Below are 22,960 nucleotides of genomic sequence, written 5' to 3'. Positions count from 1 at the left end.
AATAGCTCTTTTAAAAATAAATCTAGAATTAACGTTGACGTGTTTGTCTTGTTTTGTTCAGTTTTCAAGGTTCAAATTAATAGTGGAGCGGGTGATGGGAATCGAACCCACGACATCAGCTTGGAAGGCTGAGGTTTTACCATTAAACTACACCCGCATGAAATTGTGATGGTCGGGAAGACAGGATTCGAACCTGCGACCCCTTGGTCCCAAACCAAGTGCTCTACCAAGCTGAGCTACTTCCCGTAAGAAAACTATGTATAAGCCAGTAGAAGCAAATATGGCGCGCCCGAGAGGAGTCGAACCCCTAACCTTTTGATCCGTAGTCAAACGCTCTATCCAATTGAGCTACGGGCGCTAATATTGAAAGTTTTTGGTGCGGCCGAGAGGACTTGAACCTCCACGGGTTATTCACCCACTAGGCCCTCAACCTAGCGCGTCTGCCATTCCGCCACGACCGCATTTATTGAAGCGACATTTACTATTATATCACGATAGTTTCGCTTGTCAACAACTTTTTTTAGAGGAATAAAAGTGCGGGTGAAGGGACTTGAACCCCCACGCCTTGCGGCGCCAGATCCTAAGTCTGGTGCGTCTGCCAATTCCGCCACACCCGCATATGTTGGACCCCTTGTCCAAGACAAGAAATCAAATGGTGAGCCATGAAGGATTCGAACCTTCGACCCTCTGATTAAAAGTCAGATGCTCTACCAACTGAGCTAATGGCTCGTAAATGGCTGGGCTAGCTGGATTCGAACCAACGCATGTCGCAGTCAAAGTGCGATGCCTTACCGCTTGGCTATAGCCCAATAATCATTTTTTGACGAGGTATTTATCATACCATGTCGATCTTTCGAAGTCAACAACTTTTTTTCGAAAGATAAATGGCGGTCCGGACGGGACTCGAACCCGCGACCTCCTGCGTGACAGGCAGGCATTCTAACCAACTGAACTACCGGACCAAAGCTTTTTGCGATAGCAAAATAGCTATCATTAGTATTTCGCGCTAGCGAAAATAAAGAGCAATTTGTTGCGATAGCAAAATAGCTATCCTATCATTAGTATTTCGCATTAGCTTCTGTAACCAGAAGTCAACTTCCACGAAACAACTGAACATATGTATCTTCTCTATTAAAAGAGAAAATGACCCATACGGGATTCGAACCCGTGTTACCGCCGTGAAAGGGCGGTGTCTTAACCGCTTGACCAATGGGCCATGATGATATGGCGGAGAAGGAGGGATTTGAACCCTCGCGCCGGTTGCCCGACCTACACCCTTAGCAGGGGCGCCTCTTCAGCCACTTGAGTACTTCCCCATATTGGCTCCGCAGGCAAGATTCGAACTTGCGACCGATCGGTTAACAGCCGATAGCTCTACCACTGAGCTACTGCGGAACGTGAACGTCTTATCGACTCTTATGATTATAATGACTGCACCGTTGGTTGTCAATAACTTTCCGGGCTTTTTTTAGGAACCCTGAAACTCTTCTATTTTTTCAAGAACCAGCCTTCCTTTGCACCGTCCGCATACGAAGCGATTGGTGTCCACCCTTTTCCTTCTGATGAACTCCAAGGAGCACTCCTTGCACCTGTATGTCAGGCGCCTCCCCCTTTTCTTTTGGATGGGAAGCGACGAACAATGACGCGGACCTCCTACTTCTGCAAGCAGATCCTTGAAGTCTTTGTCTCCGTGCTTATAGCCCTTCCCTTCGAGATGAAGATGGTAATGGCAGAGTTCATGCTTGATGATGCCGATCAGTTCATCCATCCCGAATTCCTCGAGGTACTTCGGATTTATATCAATATGATGGGACTTGAGCATGTAGCGGCCCCCTGTCGTCCGGAGACGCGGGTTGAAATAGGCCTGATGACGGAACGGCCGTTTAAACAAACGTTTGGATAATGTTGATACCAACTGCTGCAGCTCCTCATTTGTCAAAGCGTCCACCCTCCTGCTTACACACGTTTTCCCCTTCTTAACGAACGGGACAACCCATTATAGCATACATTAAGTATCACACTCACCGGATAGATTCCTAAAGGAGGTGCGCCTGTGCCGAGCTGGCTGGTCAATCAAATGAGAAGGGCCTATCTTGAGAAAGACCGCTATCAGATCAAATTATTGAACCAATGCTGGAATTTTTACCGCAAGCGCAATGAAAAGAGGAGCTGAAGGAATACGACTTCAGCTCCTCTTTCATTTACTACTGAACCATGGTGAGGGAAACGCGCCCTTTCCGGACGTCCACTCCTTCAACCCAGACCGTGACAACATCACCGACGGATACAACATCCAGTGGATGTTTGACATAGCCATTCTTGAGCTTGGAGATATGAACGAGTCCATCTTGTTTCACCCCTATATCCACGAACGCGCCAAAGTCGACGACGTTCCGTACCGTACCCTGAAGTTCCATTCCCTGACTAAGGTCCTCAAGCTTAAGCACATCTTTTTTCAGGAGCGGCTTAGGGAATTGATCACGGGGATCACGCCCCGGGCGGATCAACGCATCGATAATATCCTTGAGGGTAAGCTGCCCGATATCGAGTTCTTCCGACGTTTGACGAAGATCAAGCCCATGAAGGGCCTGCTTCAACTCCTCAGTACCGATGTGTTCTTCCTTATAGCCCGTCATGGAGAGAAGACGCTTCACTTCACTATAGTTTTCCGGGTGGATCGGCGTGCGGTCGAGCATCTCCTTTCCATCCATGATGCGGAGGAATCCGATACACTGCTCGTAGGTTTTCGCTCCAAGCCTCGGGATCTTCTTGAGCTGCACCCTCGAAGAGAACTTCCCTTCCTCTTCTCTCTTTTTCACAATATTCGTTGCCACCGTCTTCGAAAGGCCGGCTACATATTGGAGGAGGGAAGAAGAAGCAGTATTCACATTCACCCCTACTTGGTTGACTGCCGTCTCCACTACGAATGTAAGAGAGTCATTCAGTTTCTTCTGGGACACATCATGTTGGTACTGTCCCACCCCTACAGACTTGGGATCGATTTTCACCAGTTCCGCCAGGGGATCCTGGAGCCTTCTTGCGATGGAGACCGCACTCCTCTCTTCCACTTGGAAGTCAGGGAATTCTTCGCGGGCGATGTCTGAGGCGGAGTATACGCTCGCTCCTGCTTCATTGACGATCAGATAGGAGATGTCGCCGCCCACTTCCTTCAATACGTCCACGATGAATTGTTCAGTCTCCCTTGAAGCGGTTCCGTTTCCGATGGCAATGACCTCGATTGGATAGCGTGAAAGGATCGCCTTCACCTGTTCTTCCGCTTTTGCCTTCTGCGAGCGTGGTGGGTGGGGATAGATCACATCGATTGCCAAGACTTTTCCGGTCTCATCGATGATGGCGAGCTTGCACCCCGTCCTGAATGCCGGGTCGACGCCGAGAACGGTCCTTCCCTTCATCGGCGGCTGCAATAATAACTTCCTTAGATTCTCAGAGAAGATATGGATGGCCTGATCTTCAGCCTTGTCAGTAAGCTCTCCTCGGATCTCCCTTTCAACGGATGGCAGGATCAGTCGCTTGTATCCATCCTCAATCGCTTCCTGGACGATAGTTGCCGCCTGTGACCGCGTATCCTTGATCACCTGCTTATTCAAGTAGCGTAAGATCGACTCTGCATCGGCCTGTACCCCTACTCTCAGGATTCCTTCCTTCTCTCCCCTGTTCATGGCAAGAACGCGATGGGGAACAACCTTATGGATCGGCTCCTGATAGGCGTAATACATCTCATACACATTCTTCTCGTCTTCTTCTTCTTTTTTTACCTTTGACTCGATGAGGCCCTTGCGGAAAATCTGTGTCCGTATGTATTCACGATGTGCAGCGTCATCCGATATGACCTCTGCGATGATGTCCTGGGCACCCGATAAAGCTTCCTCGGCGCTTCCCACTCCCTGTTCATCCGACACGTACTTTGCGGCTTCTCTATTGATGTCAGCATTCAATGGGAAGGAGAGAAGGAAGTCCGCGAGCGGTTCGAGCCCCTTTTCTTTTGCTACGGTCGCTTTTGTTCTTCGTTTCTGCTTATAAGGACGGTAAAGATCCTCTACCTGCTGCAGTTTTTCTGCCGAAGAGATGGCTGCTGATAACTCAGGGGTCAACTTGCCCTGCTCCTCTATGAGACGCATCACTTCTTCTTTTCGATTCTTCAGGTTCTGAAGATACTCCCAGTTGGTCATGATATCCCGGATCTGCACTTCATCGAGTGCGCCGGTCTGTTCTTTCCTGTACCTTGCAATAAAGGGAACCGTATTCCCTTCTTCTAAGAGATCAATCACATTTTTAACGTTCTTGGTTGAAATGGATAAGTCTTTCCCGATCTTATTGATCAAAGTCGTTTCATTCGTTAACGTAGACGTCACAGTATAACCTCCAGTTATTCACAATTTCACTCTAAGTTTATCACATACCCAGCGGGAATTCTTCGCATTGAAAAAGCTTACCCCATTCAGAGTAAGCTTCCAATAATATATGTCGTATCATCCGCCGTCTGGTCCACCTTCGATTCAATCTCCTTCAGCGTCCCATGAAGGGTCGGATATTTTTGCATTAAGCTTTTGACTCCCGGGATATTCAGTCCATCAGAATGAATGAAGAATCGTGAATTTGGATCGTAGGAAAAGCGCTGAGTTTTATACTTTTGCGGTCTTCCGGAAAGGTATCCCGTAACCGGTAGCGGGTAGGTCATCTTCCCTTGAGGTGCATACATATAAAAACGGATGTTTCCGACACAGCTGTATACAAACTCTTTGGAATGATAATATACCTTAAAGATTGCAACAGCTGCTCCCCGTTTCTTCTGGAGCGCTTCATTACAAAGATTCATCAACGTATCCACATCTTCATGATGGTTTTCTTCCACGATCTCCACAACTGAATGGGAAGATTCAAAGGCATATACTCCGCTACCCAAACCATCGGCCAGGACACAGATGAAATAATCATTTGTCGACGTGTAATAATAGCTATCTCCACAAAAACGGTTGCCGTTCTTGGATACCTGACCTGCGAACACTTCTACATCATTTTGTTGAAGGTACGGCATCAATAGTCATGCTCCCCGTCGTGCATCTCTTCCTGGATGGCATCTCGGAGTTTCTTGATGGCCCTTCTCTGAAGTCGTGATACATGCATTTGGGAGATACCCAACTGCTCACCGGCTTCTTTCTGGCTCAGATTATCCAGGTACGTATATTGGATGATGGCTTTTTCGCGTTCCGAGAGAACGTGAAGGACCTTCTCAAGTACAAGACGCTGATTGACTTTCTCGTATCCTTCGTCGGGGTTCCCCACGATGTCGAGGATGGTGACCGTGCTGCCCTCGGAATCCGCTTCAATGGAATGGTCCACAGAGAGGGCCTGATAGCTGCGACCCATCTCCATCGCTTCCAATACTTCCTCTTCGGTCACCTCAAGGTAATCGGCTATCTCATGAACCTGGGGAGAGCGTTCCAGGGTATTGGTCAACTCTTCTACGGTCGATTTGATTTTCGGTCCGAGCTCCTTGATCCGTCTTGGAACATGGACGCTCCACGTCTTATCACGAAGGAAACGTTTGATTTCCCCGATGATGGTCGGGATGGCGAATGCTTCGAAAGAACGACCAAAAGACTCATCATAACGCCTGATGGCGCCCAAGAGTCCGATCATACCGACCTGAATGATGTCTTCGTGAAAAGATCGTCCTTTGGAATATTTCCGTGCAATGGATTCTACAAGGTTCTGGTAGTGGAGGATCAGCTGACTTTGGGCATCTTCATCCTTGTTTTCCTGATAATCCTTGATCCACTGCATGACTTTATCTTTATTGGCCTGGTGGTTAGGTTGAGATAGTTTTTTCATCCCTCTCCACCTGCTCCCCTGATAGGAATTTCGTCATAAAGACCGTCACTCCCTCTTGATGATGCACCTTTACTTCATCCATAAGGCTCTCTATAAGATAAAGTCCCAACCCACCTTCTCTAAGGAATTCTACGGAATGATCCGCATGGTAAGGTCCGACTGCCTTTTTGATTTCGGTGAAATTGAAGCTTTCCCCGTGATCGGCGACCATGACTTCAAGGCGGTCACCATACAATCCGAATCCGACAACCACTTCCCCGTCGTCATCTTTGTAGGCATGCTGAACCGCATTGGTGATCGCTTCGCTTGTAGCAATCTTCAGATCTTCAAGGGCATCATAATCAAAGCCCATCCTGCTGGCAATCCCGGACAGGGTAAGTCGGATGACCCCTACATATTCCGGCTTCGCTGGAATCTTCATCTCGATGTAATCATAATCCTGCATCATTCCACTCCACCTTTTACTTTGGAATCGATATTCATTATGTCTCCCAGGCCAGTGATGTCGAACAGGCGCTGCAGTCTATCTGAAAGACCGACAAGATGAAGCTCTCCTCCACCTGCCTTTACGGTTTTGAACAAGCCGACGAATACTCCAAGGCCGGTACTATCCATATAAGAAACGTCGGAAAGATCGACGATTAGCTGGCTGTTTTCTTTTTCAGCGACGGGCTGAAGGCTTTCTTTAAGCTTTGGAGCTGTATATGCATCAATTTCACCTGAAACTTTCACGTGTATATCGTTATCCAATTCTTTCATATCTATTGATAAGTTCATGAAAAGACCACCTTTTAGGCATGTATTAAAATACTCTTAATCGTTTACCCTTATTATTTACAAGATAAACCACATTATTGATTTCTTTTAATGATGATCAGTGTGAAGTCATCCCTGAGTTCAAAGTGTTGCAGCCTCTCAAGCTCCTTATACACGCTGTTGACGATCTCCTGAGGGGGGAGGTGATTGTACTTCCTGATGAGTTCAACCAGATCTTCCCGTTCGATGAACCCTTCTTCTGAACGGCATTCCGTCACACCGTCAGACAGGAGGATGATCATATCCCCTTCTTCGACTGTTCTTTCGTATTCCCTGTACTTTGCTTTCTTGTCCACTCCAAGGAGCAGGCCTTTTGCGTCAAGGTCCTCGAATTCACCCGTGGCCGCGTTGTAATAGAACCCTGGCTCGTGGCCGGCGGACGAGTAGGAGAATTGATGACTTTTTGAGTCGTAAACGCCATAGAACATGGTGATGAACATGCTTGCATCCACATTCTGTTCCACCACGCGGTTCAGACTTTCAAGGACGAGGCTCGGTTTGTTACGATATTCAGGAAGGCTGTCCATTGCATACTTGATCATGGACATGCAAAGGGCCGCTGGAACCCCTTTACCGATGACATCGGCGATTGCGACGCTCACATTTTCATTCTCATCTTCCACGAAGTGATAATAATCACCGTTCATCTTCTTGGCCGGAACGCTCACCGCCCCGACCTCGAGCCCGTCCACTTGCGGTATGCGGGTGCCGAGGAGGGTCTGCTGCATGTTGGCAGCCACGTCGATCTCATTATTCAATTCCTGTTGCTTGGTGCGCAGACTCTGGTGCTCCCTGTAGGCGAACCCATAGCCGATCATCACTTCAAGCAAGATATCGAATGAGTGCAGGACGTGATGCGGAAGGTCCGGCTCCATTTCAAGGATGACGCTCTTGTGAAGGGAAATGATTTCTTCCGGAGATACGTTATGTTCAATCGATTTCCGGCTGAACTTTTGCCCAAGATAAAGAGCCTTCTCATCCTGCTCGTTCAAATAATGCTCAAGGATCTCTTTATATTTTGTATCCATCAATTCTCTGAACTTCATCTAACTCCCCCTAGCGGAGCCACTTGGTTGCCCTGATATCGGTTCCCTCTCCCGGAACCGAGTCGACATTGAATTCATCCATCAACCGCTTAACCCCTGGCAAACCGGCTCCTAATCCACCTGATGTAGAATATCCATCTTCCATTACTTTTCTGATATCTGTAATGCCTGGTCCTTCGTCAAGGGCAATGATCCTGACACCCTTCTTCCCCGCATCAAGCAGTTTCTCGATACAGATCTGTCCGGTACCTGCATATAAATATATATTACGGGCCAATTCACTGATCGCCGTAGTAATTCGAGCTTGGTCAACGGTGCCAAATCCGAGCTCTTTCGCTACATTTCTCCCTAACTGGCGGGCAGCAACGATGTCCCATTCATTCGTGATCTTCACGCAGGATTGGCTATCCATACCTAGTCCCCCAGTTCCAATTTTAATTTCTCCAGACCTTTTTCAAGGTCTAAAGCTGTGAGGACATCGTCCAGACGGATCCCCAATTCGATCAGTGTAATGGCGACCGCTGGCTGAATTCCAGTAATGACAACTTTGGCACCCATCAATCTGGACATGTTGATCACATCACCAAGAACCTTGGCGATGAATGAATCGATGAAATCGATCGACGTGATATCGATGACAACGCCCCTTGCACTCGTTTCATGAATCTTGTGAAGAAGATCCTCTTGAAATTGAAGGGCCGTTTGGTCATCAAGTTCCCACTGGATCGAGATCAATAGGCAGTCTTCGAGCTTCAGTATAGGTATTCTCATTCCAATCCCTCCGCGGAAACAATTTTTCGGCTTGTCATCTCCAAAGCCTTTTCAATTCCTTTACGCAGCGTGCTGTTCGTCATGAATTGTGTAAGGTCAATCCCTAGATTCACAATCGTTTGAGCGATTTCCGGTCTGATCCCGACAAGCATGCACTTTGCTCCGACGAGGCGGACCGCGTCGGCTGCTTGAATGATGTGATGGGCAACCATCGTATCAACGACCGGCACACCGGTGATATCGATCAGGACCACTTCTGCACGGTGTTTCACGACACCATGTAGAAGGTTCTCCATAATTTGTCGCGCGCGCTCCGTATCGATCGTCCCTACCAACGGCATGACAGAAATCTTCTCAAAGACCGGGATCAATGGGGCTGACAGCTCCTGAAGGGCGATCTTTTGGAGCGAAACAGTCTTTTCCCATGATTCCGTGTATGCCTGGATGACTTTATTCGTCATCGGGGAAAGCCAACGATCAAATTTATTAATCTGCTGTTGGTAATTTTCTTCTGTAATATATCCGGCACTCTCCATACCTTGATAAACCACTTTGCCAAACACATTCAAGGCAGAGGTCACAAACGTCAAAGGCCAACCGAGCCTTACCACTTTCTCGGCGAATTCTTCCAGTCTATTGTTGAATTCCTTGGAATCACGCAGGCGTGAAGCAATCATTTCGACAAATTCATGACTTGTCTTCGTGAACACTTGATCCGAGATGACTTGAAGGAATTTATCATCCGCTTCTTCCCTCATCTTGTCCATCCAGACATTTGTCAACTCGGCCTTATTCGTTTCAATGTATTCCGTGACTTCACTAAACATCCCGTTCTCTCCATTCTATCATGTGAAATTTATGACGACGTTCTCCATGACCAATGTCATCGAACTCTAATAAAGCTTACATGGATATCGCATTTGAATTAATAGTATCAAAAAAAGACAAAAATAAACAAGCTTATGATGATTCGACCCCAAATTCCTTCTCATATACTTTCCCATTATAAATGGTTTACAAAACTTTGTCATACGATTGGGTGCATTTACCACACATCGACAAAAGATTACACGATTTTTCACGAACCCATTCACCGACCACAAAAAAAAACCTGCTGATCATTCACTGATCAACAGGTGCTTGCTGGTGTATTCCCAATATTTATTTGCATGGCGTTTCTGATTAAAATTGTATGAGACCAACACTAATCTGGAGGGCGTCATCGACTTTTTCCATCATTTCGTCGTCCAGGTGTGTGATCTTATCGGTCAGACGCTGTTTATCGATGGTCCTGATCTGTTCGAGCAAGATTACGGAATCACGTTCAAAGCCGTACCTTTTGGAATCAATTTCGACATGGGTAGGCAATTTCGCTTTTTGGATCTGAGCAGTGATAGCAGCGACAATAACAGTGGGACTGAACCTGTTCCCTATATCGTTTTGAATGACAAGGACCGGCCGGACGCCTCCTTGTTCCGACCCAACAACAGGAGAAAGGTCTGCAAAATATACGTCACCACGCTTTACAATCAAAGGATTAACCTCCGCTTACTAAGCGTTCGACTGTATGTTCTGCCTCATATTCTGCCTGGATTGCTTCCGAAGCGATGGCGAGATTGATCTTAGCCATTTCCATATAGCCTCGTCTCATGGATTCACGCAGATGTCGTTTCTTACGCTCTCTTAAATACATTTTAGTAGCACGATAAATAAACTCATTGCGATTCACATTTTCCTGATCTGCAAAGCCGTCCAGTTCTGTGACAAGCTGTTGCGGAAGACGAATCAAAATTTCCGTTGTTGCGCTGGATTCAGACACAAACTACACCTCCACCAATCACTACATACCGTTTCATTTTATAACATGTTAATCATACCATCAAACAATGGGAATGAAAAGTCAATTTATTAATCTCTTCTATTATCCACCATATGTTACATGGATTATTCATGCGATTTCTTGAAATGGGAGGTCTTTTCCGTCCTGCTTACAGAAGGTGATTGGATACTTCGACAACGGCGCCGCCTCTCGTGTAGACCCTCGGGACGCGCGCGGCGATCATGCAGGTGACCTCATAGTTGATGGTATCAAGCTTATCTGCCAGTTCATCTGCAGGAATATGCTCATCCCCCTGACGGCCGATGAGCGTGACGGGTTCCCCCGTCTTCACCGGACCGGGAAGCCTGACCATGCACTGGTCCATGCAGATCCTGCCGACGATGGGAGCCCTGCGGCCGCCGATCAGGACTTCCTGACCCTGAAGCTTTCTGATCCATCCGTCGGCATACCCGATCGGGAGTGTGCCGATCCATTCCTTGTTCCCTGTTTCATAGGTGGCACCGTAGCTGACTTTCTCTCCTTCGTCCATTTCTTTCACATGGATGAGTTTCGTCTTAAGAGAGAGCACTTCCTTCAACTCAAAGGGGAGATGAGGCTGCATCTCGCGTGAGGGAGTAAGGCCGTAGAGGCTGATCCCGACCCTGACGGTATTGAAAAGGGCGTCCTTCCGCCGGAGTGTGGCGGCACTGTTGGAAGAGTGCACGTACTCGGGAAGATGAGGAAGCTGACCGATCATGGAGCGGAAGGTTTCAAGCTGGGTGTCGGCATACGTTTCATCCAGTTCGTCTGCCGTTGCAAAGTGGGTGAACACCCCTTCGAAATGGAAGTGTTCATGGGCGTTGATCACCTCGGTGATTTCGAGCAGCTCTTGTGAGTCCTTCACGCCGATCCTCCCCATGCCCGTATCGCATTTCACGTGGAGGTTCAATCGTTTCCGCGTGTGCAGGGAAGCCTCTTCAAGCCATTCCCTCGTATAGACAGTGAGGGAGACTCTATGTTCCGCTGCGGTTCCTGCATCCTCCGGCCTTGAAGCACCAAGGACGAGGATGGGGGTATGGATGCCCGCTTTTCGAAGGAGGAGCGCTTCGTCAAGGAAAGCGACGGCAAGTCCGTGCGCCCCTGCGTCGAGTGCGGCCTTCGCAACCTGTTCGTATCCATGCCCATAGGCATTCGCTTTCACGACGGCGAGCATCTTCACGTTATCCGGTATATGTGTTTTAAAGTTCATGACGTTTTCACTTACATGGTCCAGGTTGATTTCGGCCCACGTATCTCTGAAGAAAAGGGTATCCAATGTCCATTCACTTCCTAAACAATTTCATTCCTTACAAGAATACCATTCCTTCCATGGAGATTCATTCTTTTCTTTCAGTCAGTCCAAGCATGAAGAAAGACAGCCCTCAGGCTGCCTCAATGTTGTTTATTTTACCATGGACCCTTGCACGGACCGGGCGATGGTCACCATCTCATCCTGTGTCAGGCTCTTCGATGCAAGCATATAATCCACACCGTCATGGGTCCAGGTGATGGACTGATCGGTCATGGCCCCTACCGTGAAGCCGAGGTCCACTACTTCACCCTGAAGGGATGTCGAAACCGTCATGGTCGGAACCGAAGTGGTTTGTTCCTGGATGATGGTAAAGGATTTCTCCCCATCATATGTCAGGACGACCCGCTTGCCGTCTTTCGTTGCGACTTCCTGCTCATCCACAAGCTCTGATCCTGAGATTCCATCAGTAGGGTAAAGGACGGAGAGTTCCTTCTCTTCCACGTTGCCGCTCACCGGAATCTCAAGCTGTGCACCCGTCATGTTCTTCTTCATGTCGAAATCCTTCTTATCAAACGCAGCCTTCACGTCCATCTTGGAGAACTCGACTTTCACCAGGGAATTCTTATCGGAATCCATGACGTTCACAGATACCGGGGTAAGATCTTTTTTATTGAAGGTGATTTCCTGGGTAGGAAGCATTTGATTGTTCTGATAGCGCGTCTTTGTATTGAAGACATAATGGTCTTTCGTTTCTTTGAATGTAGCATTTTTGTCTTCCAGGACATCCTTCACGAGTGATTCATATAGATAGGCCTGACTGCTGTTGGACGGCCAGTCGCTCTGGAAGCGGAAGCTCTTGTTCAATGCAGGCGTCAGGACGAAGACGCCCTCTTCATTCCGCAGGATCATCTGGCTCTGGTCTTTGGCCTCATTCTTCAGGGATACCCTGTAATAGTTCGGATCATTATGCCATACTTCCACTTCATACGTCTGTGGATCTTCCCCGACTTGAAGGGTCATTTTGGCATCTGCCTTATAGCCTTTCAAATCTTCCACTTTCGACTTGAGATCCTTGGTTACATCCTCTTTGGACTTTTCCCCACATGCGGCCAGCATCAATACGGTCAATACGGCCAGCACGAGCACCACCAGTTTCTTGTTCATTTCTACAGCCCCTTTTGTCTCAGGATATACGTATCAGAGAGAAGTGGACCGGAGGATGAAAATGGACGACTCATGCAGAATCCCCCTCGCGTCCTACGGATGAACCGCGATCTTCACCCTTACCGGTCTTGTCTCTCCTATTGCACTACTGAATATATGAGACAACCATGGGGAATATGCAAAAAGAACTGACAAGCATCAATCTTCCAGTACGACCTGTGCCGCCGCAAAGTCCCGGCTGTGGGTGATCGAGAGATGTACCTTCAGTCCAGCAGGCTTGACGATATGGGGTTTCCCCCTTTCATCCTTCTCAATCTCGATATCCTGAAAAGACAGTTCCTTCCCGATGCCCGTACCCACGGCCTTGGCGAATGCCTCTTTTGCCGCAAAGCGTCCTGAAAGGAATTCCACCTTCCTTCTATCAGACAGGGATTCAAACGACTCCCGTTCCGTTTCCGTCAAAATGCGCCCGGGAAATTTGGGCTGACGGTCGATCATGTCTTTGATGCGGTGCAACTCGACGATATCCAATCCGATTCCTTTAATCATCATCATTCTCCTTCTACTCTAGTCCCGTCCGGCATATCCGTATAAGGAAACACCTTGTCTGACAAACTTATATAAGCGACAATATCAGTATTACCATCCTTTTGGAGGAGGACGATCCATGTTTGTTAGGACGGAAAGCTTCTCTCAGTTCCTGAAGAAATACCCGGTCATTTCTGTTATTGTATCCATCCATCTGATCCTGTATTTGATCAGTTCCCTCCCCATTTTCCCTCAAATGTGGGTGTACGAACAACTCGCAGGCATCAATCTGTTCATACGAGACGGCGAATGGTGGCGCCTGATCACGCCGATATTCGTCCATATGGGCTTCTCCCACGTCTTATTCAATTCATTTTCCCTTGTTCTCTTCGGTCCGGCACTTGAAGAACATCTCGGAAAATGGAAGTTCACCGCCCTCTATCTCGTGAGCGGCGTCTTCGCAAATATCATCACCTACCTCAGTCAGCCCCTCTCTTACAGCCATGTAGGTGCTTCCGGGGCGATATTCGGATTATTCGGCTATTATCTGGCCATGATCGCGACGAGGAATGCCTTCATCACCCGTGAGAGCAGGCAGGTGATCCTGCCGATCGTCATCATCGGGTTGATCATGACCTTCACCCAATCCGGAATCAATATCACCGCACACCTATTCGGCCTCATCGCCGGGTTCCTCATCGGCTTCATTGCCGGGAGAAAGTAGAAAAGTGACCTCAGGGGGTCACTTTTCTTTTTTATTCTTCATAGGAATACCACATTTCAATCTGCTTCATATCCTTTTGTTCGAGGTCCCTGAGCGTACTCTTGAACCCGGCATCACCCGACTTCACGGTCGTACGCAATGTACTTAGGTCCATGCGGGTTTGAAACATCGTTTCCTGACGGTCAAGGGACTGAATGCGGTTCTTTTTCAAATAGACCGTGCTTTTTGAAACGGTCCGATATTGCATGGACAGCTGGCCTTCGTTGAGCTTCCAGCCTCCGGACCTGTGCTGGCGGTATCCCAGGAACGCGAGGAGCGCCACCAGGATCAGTCCCCACATTCCATAGGGCCAAAGGAAAATCGATAGTACAACCGTCGGGATGATACCGACCGCGGCCGCACGGATCATATATTTCCTGATGGAACGGACAGGAAGCCGATTGAATTCGGTCTCTACGGAGTAATCCGGGAAGATTTCGGCAATAAGGTTCTCCACTTCCCTTTTCCTGACGATCGGAAACAGCTTGATACTCGAGCTGTCCTTTTCAAGGGCGGAGCCCCCGGCATTTTCAATCTGGACGGAACAGTAACCAAGGAGCTGGCGCACGGGGTTCTCGATGATACGGATTCCCTGCACCCGCTTGAACGGTACCGTCACCTGTTTCTTTTCCAGCAGTCCCCGATTGATGATGATGTTTTCATCGGTGAGCCGAATCCGGAAGTCCCCGTACACAACGAAGGTCCACACGAGTGAAAGCAGCCAGGCAATGAACAGGCCGACAAATGCCAGGATCCCGATAATGAGGACCCCTCCCTTGATATAGCCTGAAGCTCCTTCGTAAATCTCTTCAAACGGAATGAAGTCATCAAATTGCGAAAGGAAGACTCCGACACCCGACAGGATGACCCCCACCCCGCCCGACGTCAGACCGAGCATCAGCAGGTCCTTCCCCGACATCTTGAAGATTTCCTCCTGACGGACAGGCTTCTCTTCGACGACGGCTTCAGGAGATTCGGAAAGGCGTTCTTTTTCTTTGAAGATCGTCTTCTCGATATGGACGGCTTCCTCCTTGAGGATCGCCGTCAGTTCCGCCTCCGACTTCTTATTTGACGAAGAACCGGCAGTCTCCACCTTGACCTTTACCAATCCGAACGGGCGATGCAGGATCCCTTCCGAGAAGTTCAGGCTCTGGATCCGGTCATAAGGGATATACCGCTTCTTCTTTACGAACAACCCGTATTCGATCCGCAGTTCCCCGTCTTCCAGGCGATACGTGAACCGCATCCACTTGATGATCCCGGCACCAAGGACAAGGACGAGGACCGTTACCATGGATATGACGGGCATATATCTCCAGAAGCCCGTTCCGTTTCCCGAACCATTCACAAACAAAAGGACGATGATCGGGATGATCATTTCCTTCACCTGCTTCATGAAGTTGACGATGGCCGAGATGGGGTGCAGCCGCTTGTAATCAGACATCATCTTCTGCCACCCTTGCCAGCTGGGAAATGGAATCCCTCAGTCCATCCGCTTCCTCCGTCTCGAGGGCAGGAATTTCATGCACCGTTGCAGCTGTGGAGATGGTGATCGTCGAAAGACCGTACTTCTTCAAGATCGGCCCCTGGACGGTATCCACGTGCTGGACACGCACCATCGGGACGAGTGTCCTTTTAACGATGAAAATACCCCTTTGAAGCTCGATTTCCTGCTCCCTCACTTCATAACGCCAGCGCTTCCACCTTACATCTGGAACAAGTTTGATCTGTATGTATGCAAGAATGACGGCTACGACTCCCGCAACGACGGAAATCCATACCGGCCAGTCGAATAGAACGGTTAGTGTAATGATCCCACCTGCGACGACTAGTGCGATCAAGGTCTCGATCCCACCATAAATCCTCCACACACTGAGAGCCTTTGGTGAAATCCTGTTTCGTGGTCCATCCTTCATATCCATCCCCCATTTCCTTCTATGTCTAAATCTTACAGTATAGATACGGTTTTGAGTAGGGGATGGTTTCATTTAACCGATTTCGATCGTAGATCCGTCAACGCGGCGGACCCCTTCTTCTTGCACCAGCTCTTCCATCAGCTTGAACAGGGCATTATCCTTCTGCTTCGCCTCGATCATGCAATCGATGCGATCGACACTTCCCTCCACTTGGCGCAGAAACCCGAGGAAATCATGAGGATCGATGTAGTCTGCGTGAGCTTTGAAATCATCAGCAGACCGCGGACTGGAGATGTGCATCTTCAGGGGAAGCGGAGAATCCTTCCACGTAGCAACGACCCGAGTCCAATCAAGCGTCCAGTCGCGCTCTTCATTCGCCATATGGTGGTGGAGGTCGAATACAAGGGGGACCCCAAGTTTTTCACAAAGGTAAAGGGCATCGAATGCCGAAAATACAGTATCGTCATTCTCCAACATGATCATCCTTTGGATGCCCTCCGGGGTCAGCCCCCAATTGTGGATGAACTGCTCCATCGCCTTTTCTTTATCGCCATGGGCACCGCCGACATGGAGGACGCACCGATGCAGGGGATCGATCCCCATTGCGTCCAGGATCCCTTCATGCATGCGCAAGGTCTTCAACGAATTCTTCATCACCTGGGGATCGGTCGAATTCAGGAGGACAAAATGATCGGGGTGGAAATCCACCCTCATGGGATGCTCGCGGAGATACGATCGGATTTCACCCAAGGCAGGCAGGAGTGGCGTCAAAAAGTCCCACCCCGCAAGATCGGGGTGATTGGCAAGGGGGATGAGCTTCGAGCTGAAACGAAAAAAATGAATGTCATGAAGCACATTATGCTTCAGGAGCCGCAGGCAATTCTCGATATTGGACACAGCAATCCGCTCCAGCTTCCTGATCGCCGCCTCCTCATCCTTCAAGCCGGAAAACTGCTTGTGGGTCATGGTCTGAGAAGGGGAAGCGTGCTGCAGATTCATGCTCATGGCTACGTAGCCGAATCGGATGATGGTCATGTGGGGATACTCCTTTGGCAGGCGCAGGTGGCCTGGGTGTTGTTAGGAGTAGTATGGACGGGAGCGGCATGGATTATTGATGGTGGGTGGCGAACGGATGAACGGAAGGGCCGGCAGCTGAATTGATGACAGCACATGCTTTGAAGCTAGCGAGGAGGATATTTGCTACTTTTTCATGTTTTTTGCTAAAAATCTTACTTACCATCATATAGGTATGTGATATCAGCGAATCGGAAGGGGAGATTGTCGGCATGTTACTCATTCGACATGAGTCGACTTTTTTCACAAAACCTTTTAGTGAATTCCAGGTATCTCAATGGTATTGATCTCTTTGAGAACAGAAAATACTTGCGACTTTTGAAGATTTATTTGTGACTTTCAAAAATTTATCAGCGACTTTGAAAATTTTATTTGCGAATCGATTTTTGCCTCTACTTTTTATTTTCGCACCTTTTTCGTTACGTACGATTCGCGCCTTTAATCAGTTATTATCTTTCGTTACTTGCAATCAGCCTCATTATTCAGCTAACACCATCCATTACTTGCGATCAGCCCCATTATTCAGCTAACACCATCCATCACTTGCGATCAGCCCCATTATTCAGCCAACACCATCCATCACTTGCGATCAGCCCCATTATTCAGCTAACACCACCCGTTACTCGCGATCCCCCCTCCTCATCCAGCACTCTCCCCTCACTACATTCGATCCGAACCCATTTCTTTATCCGCGAATGGATCACATCCCATCACCCAAGCGACCCTTCCTCGCACACTTCCCGCTCCCCGAAACCTATTCAACACAAAAAAACACGACGGCATCTCTGCCGTCGTGTTCTCCATTCATTAAGAATTATATGATTTACGCTTAGAAGAAGATTGTGGTCTGCTTCCACCTGAACGGTTGCGATCTCCGCCGCGGGATGAACCGCCGCCACGGTTGTAGCCGCCTGAACGGTTACTTCCGCTTCCGCCTTTACCAGAGCGTGAACCACCTTTATATCCGCCGCCTCGGGAATTACCGCGACCGCCGCCTCTTGATGGAAGTGGGCGTTCTTCGGTGATATCAACTGGAGTGGTATCCGGTTCTTTTGTCAGAACGCGGATGGCCGCTGCCACCGCTTGTATGGATTCGTGGTTCGCAAGGAATTCTTCTGCCAACGCATAGTAATCTTTAAGGTCAGATTCTTTCGTTGCTTCTGTAAGCTTTTCAAGAGCCAGGCGCTGCTGACCTTCAAGAGCTTCGTTATGGCTAGGTGGCTTAAGAGCCGTCATTTTCTTCTTAGTGGTTTGTTCTACCACTTTCAGGTAGCCCATTTCACGTGGTGTGACGAATGTGATGGACATCCCTTTCTTACCTGCACGGCCCGTACGTCCGATACGGTGAACGTAGCTTTCAGGGTCTTGTGGGATATCGAAGTTGTAAACATGTGTTACACCAGAGATATCAAGTCCACGAGCCGCTACGTCAGTAGCAACAAGAACGTCGATGCGTCCTTCTTTGAACTTTTTGAGGACCGTCATACGGCGAGCCTGTGAAAGGTCACCATGGATTCCTTCCGCAAGGTAACCACGGATGCTCAATGCACGTGAAAGCTCATCTACACGGCGCTTCGTACGTCCGAATACGATGGCAAGTTCAGGAGACTGAACGTCGATCAAGCGTGAAAGGACGTCGAATTTCTCTTTCTCGGTCACTTTTGTGAAGAACTGCTCGATGTTGGATACAGTCACTTCTTTTGATTTCACTTTGATGACTTCAGGTTCAGTCATGAAGCGCTCAGCGATACGACGGATCGGATCCGGCATCGTTGCTGAGAATAGAAGGGTTTGACGAGTCGGAGGAACGGTTTCAAGGATGCTCTCGATATCATCGATGAAGCCCATGTTGAGCATTTCATCCGCTTCATCCAATACAAGGGTATGAACATTTGTAAGGTTCAATGTTTTACGCTTGATATGGTCAAGTAGACGTCCTGGAGTTCCAACGATGATGTGCGGGTTCTTCTTCATCGCACGGATCTGGCGCTGGATGTCCTGTCCGCCATATACAGAAAGGACGCGTGCGCGCTTATCTGCACTGATGCGGTATAGTTCTTCAGAAACCTGGATCGCAAGTTCACGTGTCGGTGCAATGATAAGACCTTGGACTGCAGGGTTCTTCACATCGATCTTCTCGATCATCGGAATACCGAATGCTGTCGTCTTACCTGTACCTGTTTGTGCTTGACCGATGATGTCTTTACCTTCAAGACTTACCGGGATTGTGCTGGCCTGGATGGGGGTTGCTTCTTCAAAGCCCATACGTTTAATGGATTTCAACGTAGCTGCGCTTAAGTTTAAATCTGCAAACTTTGTCAATGCTATTCATTCTCCTTTTGGTATACATCTTTTATAACTAATCGATGGAGCTGATTATATGTTTAAATCGGATCCAAATCTTACATGCCGACTTCGGTATCTAATCTAAAACCGTCTATATGAGATGTTTAGTTTATGTTGTGTACAAAAAAATACACTCTTCAAAATCGAAGAGCTGGCACGTCCAACAAATAGAACTATGTTGTAGTAATGTTACCACTTCTAGAAATGAATTTCAATGACATGTCAAATAGTCACTCTATTCATCTTCGAGAAAATGGTAAATATGATCAAAAAGTTCAGCCTTATCTTCGCTATGACAGATGAGATGCTTGGATCTTGAAGCATAATAAATATTTTTTTGTCGGGACGAAATGGTTTCATAGATGTAAGCTGCACTGGCGGGAGGGACGATTCCATCCACTTCCCCCTGGGCAATGAATGTGGGGATGGTGACTTTCTTCAGCAGCGGTCGGGCGATGGTGACGACCTTCCTGAATTCATAGGTGGATAGAAGCGGGGTATTGGTCATTTTTACCTTATATCGATTGTACAGTTCGTTCTCGAGGAGATTTCCTTGCCATCCCTCTCTGATCAAACCCCCGATGTCTCTGAAGAGCTGCTTGATATGGATATACCGGGCAGCAGCGCTCAACAGCACAAGCTTACTAACATTATAATGGACTGCAAGATAGGATGCAATGAGACCTCCCATGGAAAAGCCGGCGACGTAGACTTTGTCGCATGTCTCAAGCAGGGATTTGAGACATTCTTCTGCATGTTCGATCCATTGCACGTGCTTGATTCCCCTTAGGGATAGAGTTTCTCCGTGACCAGGCAGGGTCGGGACGACAATTTTCCAATCCGTCTGCTCCCTCAGGTATTCAGCAAGGGGTTCCACTTCGTATGGTCCCCCTGTGAACCCATGGAGCACTAAACATCCGATCATGCTCTCACCTTTTCCATTAGTATGGCACGGACAAACTCCTTGTTACTTCAGACCGTCGATGATCTCTTCAAGCTTCATTCCCCTCGAAGCTTTGAAGAGGATCAGTTCTTTGCCGGTGATGAGTGCATTCAGTTCATCGAGCAGGGCCTCTTTATCAAGGAATGCGTGTACGCGCTCTTCGGGGAAATTCACTTTTGCCCCTTTAGCCATATATTCACCCAATTCACCGAAAGTAAACAAGTGACGGATGCGTTCAGGGTCGATCAGCTGACCGATTTCCTCATGGTATTCCTTCTCATGATCCCCAAGCTCGAGCATGTCCCCGAGAACGAGAATCTTGGTGTCGAACCCTTCAAGCTCGGAAATCAGCTGGATTGCCGCTTTTACAGAAGTGGGACTGGCATTGTACGCATCGTTGATGATGCGCTCTCCTTTTTTACCTTCAATCATTTCCATTCTCATCTTCGTCAGCTCAAGGGACTTTAAGCCTTGTTTCATCTCCTCTATTGTTAGACCGAATTCCTTCCCGATCAGGATGCCTGCGAGCGCATTATGGATGTTATGCTGCCCAAGCACCGGCAAATGGAAGGTTGCCCCTTCCGCCATGGAAGTTTCGAAATAACTGCCCGTATTGTTCATCTCCGTTTTCGTCGGGGAAATGGTGTTATCAGCCGTCTTCCCGAACGTTTCCACTCTTTTCAATCCTAGTTCTTTCACTTGCTCGTTCAGGAGGGGCTCATTCCCGTAATAAATGAACAGGCCGTCTTCCTTCAGACCGTGGATGATCTCAAGCTTCGCTTTGGCGATGCCTTCCCGGGAACCAAGGTCCTGCAGATGGGACTCACCGATGTTGGTGATGACTGCTACATCTGGCTGTGCAATATCGGATAAGAGTTCGATCTCTCCGAATCCGCTCATCCCCATTTCGAGCACGGCAACTTCCGCATCCCGAGGCAGAGCCAGGAGGGTAAGGGGCAGGCCGATGTGATTATTGTAGTTACCTTGAGTCTTATGCACCTTGTACTTCTGTGCCAGGATATTCGCTACAATATCCTTCGTGGTTGTCTTCCCGTTGCTTCCTGTGATCCCCACGACTCTGAGATCCAGCTCGTGACGGTATTGATTGGCAAGGGACTGAAGCGCTTCAAGCGGATCGTCCACCACCAGAACCGGAAGATCCTCCGGCGGATTCGGGACGTTTGCATCCCAGAGCGCTGCCGCTGCTCCCCCTTCTATGGCAGAACGGACGAATCGGTGGCCGTCGACGTTCTCCCCTTTGAACGGGACGAACAGATTCCCTTCTTCCATCGTACGTGTGTTGATGGATACCCCTTTGACGACGATGTCTGCGAATGAAGAAAGATCATTCTTCACATCGAGCATCGCACATATATCGTTAATCGTTTTTTCGAACATGATCATATACTCCTTTACTCGTTCATCCTTGCAATAGAGATGGGACCGACCGAACTTTCATTTCGTCCGCTGCCGGTCCCATGGTGACTACATTGTATACTTGATCGATTGCTTTTCTTTGTGTCGTTCTGCCCCGAGTTCAACCAGCTTCGCGATGAGTGATGGGTAGTCGATCCCCGTATGTTTCCAAAGAAGCGGGAACATACTGAATGGGGTGAATCCAGGCATGGTGTTCACTTCGTTCATGAAGATCCTTCCGTCCTTCGTTACGAAGAAGTCGGCACGGACAAGCCCTGAACAATCAAGCGCCTTGAATGACCGGATCGCAATGTCTTTGAGTCGTGCATAAAGCTCCTCGTCCACTTCTGCCGGGATGATGAGGGCTGTATCGCCATCCTCATATTTCGCTTTGTAGTCGTAGAAATCCTTCTTAGGGACGATCTCTCCCGCTACCGAGCACTCAGGATGATCGTTACCCAGTACGCCGAGCTCGATCTCCCTGGCAATGACCCCTTCTTCAATGATGATTTTACGATCGAATTGGAAGGCTTCTTCGAAAGCCGCCTCAAGTTCATCACGTGACGTACATTTGCTGATCCCTACAGAAGAACCAAGGTTGGCCGGTTTAACGAAGCATGGGTAGCCGATTTCTTCCTCCACCTGCTTGTAAGCCGCTTCGCGGTCGCTTTCCCATGAACTTCTGATGAACCATGTGTAGCCTACTTGTGGGATACCGGCCTGAGCGAATAGGTTCTTCATGATGACTTTATCCATACCCGCAGAAGACGCCAAAACACCGTTCCCTACATATGGAAGATTCAATAATTCAAGCATCCCCTGTACCGTCCCGTCTTCACCATTCGGTCCGTGAAGGAGAGGGAAGATCATATCATATCCGTCCGATCCTTCTACCGACGCAGTAAGGGCGTTAGGGGCAATGGCTTCCCCTTCGGAGAATTGGAGTTCCTTCACATCACTGACCGGTCCTTCAAGCTGTGATCCTTTGATCCACGCGCCGTCTGTCGAGATGAAAATCGGATGAATATCGAATTTATTTAAATCCAGGGCGCCGATGACTGCCTTGGCCGTTTGCAGTGAAACCTGATGTTCCGCGGATTTCCCGCCGTATAATAAACAAAGCTTGGTTTTCATTTTTTGAGTGACCTCCAATATAACAATAGATATTTCTATTTTATCATGTTCAAAGGAAAGAGAAAGAATGATTCATATGG

Annotated in this window: 24 protein-coding genes and 11 tRNA genes; 2 read left to right on the top strand and 33 right to left on the bottom strand. The window is 48.4% G+C overall.

All coding sequences use genetic code 11. The features are described 5' to 3' along the window. Positions 1-83: 83 nt before the first annotated feature. The 12 genes from AF331_RS09890 to AF331_RS09835 form a co-directional block, all read right to left on the bottom strand. A tRNA-Gly gene (locus AF331_RS09890) sits at positions 84-157 on the bottom strand. A 12-nt stretch (positions 158-169) separates the two neighbouring features. After that, positions 170-246 (bottom strand) — tRNA-Pro (locus tag AF331_RS09885). 35 nt (positions 247-281) lie between these two features. Next, a tRNA-Arg gene (locus AF331_RS09880) sits at positions 282-358 on the bottom strand. A gap of 16 nt (positions 359-374) precedes the next feature. Continuing rightward, positions 375-461 (bottom strand) — tRNA-Leu (locus tag AF331_RS09875). Positions 462-535: 74 nt separating this feature from the next. Continuing rightward, a tRNA-Leu gene (locus tag AF331_RS09870) sits at positions 536-617 on the bottom strand. 36 nt (positions 618-653) lie between these two features. After that, a tRNA-Lys gene (locus AF331_RS09865) sits at positions 654-729 on the bottom strand. A 5-nt stretch (positions 730-734) separates the two neighbouring features. Further along, positions 735-809 (bottom strand) — tRNA-Gln (locus tag AF331_RS09860). Positions 810-885: 76 nt separating this feature from the next. Next, positions 886-962: transfer RNA gene (locus tag AF331_RS09855), tRNA-Asp, on the bottom strand. Positions 963-1,144: 182 nt separating this feature from the next. Beyond that, positions 1,145-1,216, bottom strand: a tRNA-Glu gene (locus AF331_RS09850). A 9-nt stretch (positions 1,217-1,225) separates the two neighbouring features. Beyond that, a tRNA-Ser gene (locus tag AF331_RS09845) sits at positions 1,226-1,316 on the bottom strand. 4 nt (positions 1,317-1,320) lie between these two features. After that, positions 1,321-1,395, bottom strand: a tRNA-Asn gene (locus AF331_RS09840). Positions 1,396-1,468: 73 nt separating this feature from the next. Next, entirely contained in the window at positions 1,469-1,939 is a 471-nt protein-coding gene (locus tag AF331_RS09835) for a SprT family protein (protein ID WP_053427981.1), read from the bottom strand. Positions 1,940-2,053: 114 nt separating this feature from the next. On the opposite strand from AF331_RS09835, the gene cmpA reads away from it, so the two are divergent. Then, positions 2,054-2,173, top strand: a complete 120-nt coding sequence (cmpA, locus tag AF331_RS22155; protein WP_142130078.1) for a cortex morphogenetic protein CmpA — start codon at positions 2,054-2,056, stop codon at positions 2,171-2,173. A gap of 31 nt (positions 2,174-2,204) precedes the next feature. Here cmpA and AF331_RS09830 read toward each other — a convergent pair whose 3' ends face one another. The 14 genes from AF331_RS09830 to acpS all read right to left on the bottom strand — a co-directional run bounded on the left by AF331_RS09830 (position 2,205) and on the right by acpS (position 13,309). After that, positions 2,205-4,373, bottom strand: a complete 2,169-nt coding sequence (locus AF331_RS09830; protein ID WP_152915586.1) for a Tex family protein — start codon at positions 4,371-4,373, stop codon at positions 2,205-2,207. Positions 4,374-4,459: 86 nt separating this feature from the next. After that, complete coding sequence (locus AF331_RS09825; protein ID WP_053427979.1) at positions 4,460-5,056, bottom strand: PP2C family serine/threonine-protein phosphatase; 597 nt, start codon at positions 5,054-5,056, stop codon at positions 4,460-4,462. Continuing rightward, positions 5,056-5,853, bottom strand: coding sequence for an RNA polymerase sigma factor SigB (sigB, locus tag AF331_RS09820; RefSeq protein ID WP_053427978.1), 798 nt, complete (start codon positions 5,851-5,853; stop codon positions 5,056-5,058). Before sigB ends, AF331_RS09825 begins: the two co-directional genes overlap by 1 nt. Further along, positions 5,831-6,298: an anti-sigma B factor RsbW gene (gene rsbW, locus AF331_RS09815; RefSeq protein WP_426916765.1), complete on the bottom strand. Its 468-nt coding sequence runs from the start codon at positions 6,296-6,298 to the stop codon at positions 5,831-5,833. The genes sigB and rsbW overlap by 23 nt, the downstream gene beginning before the upstream one ends. Beyond that, positions 6,298-6,630: an anti-sigma factor antagonist gene (locus AF331_RS09810; protein WP_053427976.1), complete on the bottom strand. Its 333-nt coding sequence runs from the start codon at positions 6,628-6,630 to the stop codon at positions 6,298-6,300. The genes rsbW and AF331_RS09810 overlap by 1 nt, the downstream gene beginning before the upstream one ends. A gap of 74 nt (positions 6,631-6,704) precedes the next feature. After that, positions 6,705-7,715, bottom strand: a complete 1,011-nt coding sequence (locus tag AF331_RS09805; RefSeq protein ID WP_053427975.1) for a PP2C family protein-serine/threonine phosphatase — start codon at positions 7,713-7,715, stop codon at positions 6,705-6,707. A gap of 10 nt (positions 7,716-7,725) precedes the next feature. Next, positions 7,726-8,127 (bottom strand): anti-sigma regulatory factor, encoded by a 402-nt coding sequence (locus AF331_RS09800; RefSeq protein WP_048007227.1) that lies wholly within the window; start codon positions 8,125-8,127, stop codon positions 7,726-7,728. A 2-nt stretch (positions 8,128-8,129) separates the two neighbouring features. Next, positions 8,130-8,486, bottom strand: coding sequence for an STAS domain-containing protein (locus AF331_RS09795; RefSeq protein WP_048007228.1), 357 nt, complete (start codon positions 8,484-8,486; stop codon positions 8,130-8,132). Further along, positions 8,483-9,313: an RsbT co-antagonist protein RsbRA gene (locus tag AF331_RS09790; protein ID WP_053427974.1), complete on the bottom strand. Its 831-nt coding sequence runs from the start codon at positions 9,311-9,313 to the stop codon at positions 8,483-8,485. The genes AF331_RS09795 and AF331_RS09790 overlap by 4 nt, the downstream gene beginning before the upstream one ends. A 355-nt stretch (positions 9,314-9,668) precedes the next feature. After that, positions 9,669-10,019: a type II toxin-antitoxin system PemK/MazF family toxin gene (locus AF331_RS09785; RefSeq protein ID WP_048007230.1), complete on the bottom strand. Its 351-nt coding sequence runs from the start codon at positions 10,017-10,019 to the stop codon at positions 9,669-9,671. 4 nt (positions 10,020-10,023) lie between these two features. Further along, positions 10,024-10,305, bottom strand: coding sequence for a CopG family ribbon-helix-helix protein (locus tag AF331_RS09780; RefSeq protein ID WP_048007231.1), 282 nt, complete (start codon positions 10,303-10,305; stop codon positions 10,024-10,026). 169 nt (positions 10,306-10,474) lie between these two features. Next, a complete protein-coding gene (alr, locus tag AF331_RS09775) occupies positions 10,475-11,620 on the bottom strand; it encodes an alanine racemase (RefSeq protein WP_053427973.1) in 1,146 nt (381 codons plus the stop codon). A gap of 126 nt (positions 11,621-11,746) precedes the next feature. Beyond that, complete coding sequence (locus AF331_RS09770) at positions 11,747-12,760, bottom strand: LolA family protein (protein ID WP_053427972.1); 1,014 nt, start codon at positions 12,758-12,760, stop codon at positions 11,747-11,749. 198 nt (positions 12,761-12,958) lie between these two features. Then, positions 12,959-13,309: a holo-ACP synthase gene (gene acpS, locus AF331_RS09765; protein WP_053427971.1), complete on the bottom strand. Its 351-nt coding sequence runs from the start codon at positions 13,307-13,309 to the stop codon at positions 12,959-12,961. A 118-nt stretch (positions 13,310-13,427) separates the two neighbouring features. Here acpS and AF331_RS09760 point away from each other — a divergent pair, with 118 nt between their 5' ends. Next, entirely contained in the window at positions 13,428-14,012 is a 585-nt protein-coding gene (locus AF331_RS09760; RefSeq protein WP_053427970.1) for a rhomboid family intramembrane serine protease, read from the top strand. A gap of 31 nt (positions 14,013-14,043) precedes the next feature. Here AF331_RS09760 and AF331_RS09755 read toward each other — a convergent pair whose 3' ends face one another. The 7 genes from AF331_RS09755 to AF331_RS09725 form a co-directional block, all read right to left on the bottom strand. Continuing rightward, positions 14,044-15,498 carry a PH domain-containing protein gene (locus AF331_RS09755; protein WP_053427969.1) on the bottom strand — a complete coding sequence of 485 codons (1,455 nt, stop codon included), beginning with the start codon at positions 15,496-15,498 and terminating at the stop codon, positions 14,044-14,046. Further along, entirely contained in the window at positions 15,488-15,967 is a 480-nt protein-coding gene (locus AF331_RS09750; protein WP_053427987.1) for a PH domain-containing protein, read from the bottom strand. The genes AF331_RS09755 and AF331_RS09750 overlap by 11 nt, the downstream gene beginning before the upstream one ends. Positions 15,968-16,039: 72 nt before the next feature. Then, positions 16,040-17,002, bottom strand: coding sequence for a UV DNA damage repair endonuclease UvsE (gene uvsE / locus AF331_RS09745; RefSeq protein ID WP_053427968.1), 963 nt, complete (start codon positions 17,000-17,002; stop codon positions 16,040-16,042). A gap of 846 nt (positions 17,003-17,848) precedes the next feature. Continuing rightward, positions 17,849-19,363: a DEAD/DEAH box helicase gene (locus AF331_RS09740; protein WP_053427967.1), complete on the bottom strand. Its 1,515-nt coding sequence runs from the start codon at positions 19,361-19,363 to the stop codon at positions 17,849-17,851. 259 nt (positions 19,364-19,622) lie between these two features. After that, positions 19,623-20,312 carry an alpha/beta hydrolase gene (locus tag AF331_RS09735; RefSeq protein ID WP_053427966.1) on the bottom strand — a complete coding sequence of 230 codons (690 nt, stop codon included), beginning with the start codon at positions 20,310-20,312 and terminating at the stop codon, positions 19,623-19,625. A 42-nt stretch (positions 20,313-20,354) separates the two neighbouring features. Next, positions 20,355-21,728, bottom strand: coding sequence for a UDP-N-acetylmuramoyl-tripeptide--D-alanyl-D-alanine ligase (locus AF331_RS09730; protein ID WP_053427965.1), 1,374 nt, complete (start codon positions 21,726-21,728; stop codon positions 20,355-20,357). A gap of 87 nt (positions 21,729-21,815) precedes the next feature. Continuing rightward, positions 21,816-22,880, bottom strand: coding sequence for a D-alanine--D-alanine ligase (locus AF331_RS09725; protein ID WP_053427964.1), 1,065 nt, complete (start codon positions 22,878-22,880; stop codon positions 21,816-21,818). Positions 22,881-22,960: the final 80 nt, after the last annotated feature.

It is taken from the genome of Rossellomorea marisflavi, assembly GCF_001274775.1.
GTDB lineage: Bacteria > Bacillota > Bacilli > Bacillales > Bacillaceae_B > Rossellomorea > Rossellomorea marisflavi.
Note: the sequence above shows the minus strand (reverse complement) of the source record. Positions and strands in the feature narration are given on the sequence as shown.